Below are 2,500 nucleotides of genomic sequence, written 5' to 3' on the forward strand. Positions count from 1 at the left end.
TCAGTAAGGTTGGCGGCGACCTACTCTCCCGCCGGTGAAGGCAGTACCATGGGCGCTCCGGGGCTTAACGGCTCTGTTCGGAATGGGAAGAGGTGAACACCCGGGCTAAAGCCACCATTACTGGTGTCGTTGGTTGTGTTCAAACCAACGCAATAACGTTGACGCAGTGAGCGAGAAAGAAAAAGAAGACAAATGGAGTCGTCCAAGAAGAAGCGTTCGAGTCATTAGTACGGCTCCGCTGTGGCATTTCGGCCTCTACACGTACCGCCTATCAACGTGGTGGTCTACCACGACTCTTCGTATATGGGAAATCTCATCTTCAGGTGAGTTTCGCACTTAGATGCTTTCAGCGCTTATCTCATCCTAGCGTCGCTACCCGGCGCTGCAGCTGGCGCCACAACCGGTGCACGAGCGGCTAGTCCAACTCGGTCCTCTCGTACTAAAGTCAGGTCCTGTCAAATTTCCAACGCCCACCACAGATAGGGACCGAACTGTCTCACGACGTTCTGAACCCAGCTCGCGTGCCACTTTAATCGGCGAACAGCCGAACCCTTGGGACCTTCTCCAGCCCCAGGACGTGACGAGCCGACATCGAGGTGCCAAACCTCCCCGTCGATATGAGCTCTTGGGGGAGATCAGCCTGTTATCCCCGGCGTACCTTTTATCCTTTGAGCGATGGCCCTTCCATGCGGAACCACCGGATCACTATATCCGTCTTTCGACCCTGCTCGGCTGGTCAGCCTCACAGTCAAGCCCACTTCTGCTATTGCGCTCTACGTACGGTTACCAAGCGTACTGAGTGGACCTTTGAAAGCCTCCGATACATTTTTGGAGGCGACCACCCCAGTCAAACTACCCAGCAGACACTGTTTCCGTTTCCAGATTAGGTGCCAAACAACACAAGGGTGGTATTTCAACGTTGACTCCCCCAGACCTGGCGGCCCGGGTTCACAGTCTCCCACCTATCCTACACATGTGTTGTCCAGCATCAATGTCAACCTATAGTAAAGGTGCACGGGGTCTTTCCGTCCCGTGGCGGGTACTCGGCATCTTCACCGAGACTACAATTTCACCGAGCTCACGGCTGAGACAGCGCCCAGATCGTTACACCATTCGTGCAGGTCGGAACTTACCCGACAAGGAATTTCGCTACCTTAGGACCGTTATAGTTACGGCCGCCGTTTACCGGGGCTTCGATTCAAACCTTCGCTTGCGCTAAGTTCCCCTCTTAACCTTCCGGCACCGGGCAGGTGTCAGACCTTATACTTCCGCTTACGCGTTCGCAAAGTCATGTGTTTTTGTTAAACAGTCGCCTGGGCCTTTTCACTGCGGCTTCTCACATTGCTGTGAGGAAGCGTCCCTTCTCCCGAAGTTACAGGACCATTTTGCCGAGTTCCTTGGCCGTGATTCACTCGAGCGCCTCAGGATGCTCTCCTTGACTACCTGTGTCGGTTTGCGGTACGGGCTAAACAAGCGTAAACGCTTAGCAGGTTTTCTTGGCAGTCTGATTAGGTACACTATCCCGTTGGCCGAAGCCGCCAGGTACTATCATGTTTCAGCTAACTCGGCGGATTTGCCTACCAAGTCAATACCTACACACTTTAACGGGCACTTCCGTCCGCCCGCGGTACTTTCACTTCTGCGTCACTGCATCACTCACTTGCTTAGGTGCGGGAATATCAACCCGCTGTCCATCGACGTAGCCTCTCGGCTTAGCCTTAGGTCCCGACTAACCCTGCTCCGATTAGCGTTGAGCAGGAAACCTTAGTCTATCGGCGAGGGGGTTTCTCACCCCCTTTATCGTTACTCATGCCTACATTTGCTTTTCCAGCCGCTCCACCAACCCTGACAGGTCAGCTTCACCGCTGCTGGAATGCTCCCCTACCACTTCTACATAAGTAGAAATCCATCGCTTCGGTACCGGACTTGATGCCCGCGTATTATCGATGCCCTCTCGCTCGACCAGTGAGCTGTTACGCACTCTTTAAAGGAATGGCTGCTTCCAAGCCAACCTCCTGGCTGTCAAAGCAAGTGGACCTCCTTTGTTCAACTTAGTCCGAATTTAGGGACCTTAGCGGATGGTCTGGGTTCTTTCCCTCTCGGCATGGGACCTTAGCACCCCACGCCTCACTGCCGAGTATATCAACGGGCATTCGGAGTTCGTCAGGATTCGGTAGGCTGTGACACCCCCTAGTCCTATCGGTAGCTCTACCTCCCGCTGACTCCACCTCGACGCTGTACCTAAATACATTTCGGGGAGTACGAGCTATTTCTCAGTTTGATTGGCCTTTCACCCCTACCCTCAAGTCATCCAAATCCTTTTCAACGGAAACTGGTTCGGACCTCCAGTTGGTGTTACCCAACCTTCATCCTGCTCAAGGGTAGATCACAAAGTTTCGCGTCTACCCCCTCTGACTCTGCGCCCTATTCAGACTCGCTTTCGCTGCGGCTCCATGCTTCCAAGCATTTAACCTTGCCAGAGAGGAGTAACTCGTAGGCT

At 53.8% G+C, this 2,500-nt stretch carries 2 rRNA genes (1 of these 2 cut by a window edge); both read right to left on the minus strand.

The features are described from left to right. Positions 1-7: 7 nt before the first annotated feature. Positions 8-119, minus strand: a 5S ribosomal RNA gene (rrf, locus tag EU556_RS25855). Between the two features lie 85 nt (positions 120-204). Continuing rightward, positions 205-2,500 (minus strand): 23S ribosomal RNA (locus tag EU556_RS25860); it runs 610 nt beyond the window's last position.

The sequence above is a fragment of the Hymenobacter fodinae genome (assembly GCF_004745825.1).
In the GTDB taxonomy this organism is placed as follows: domain Bacteria; phylum Bacteroidota; class Bacteroidia; order Cytophagales; family Hymenobacteraceae; genus Hymenobacter; species Hymenobacter fodinae.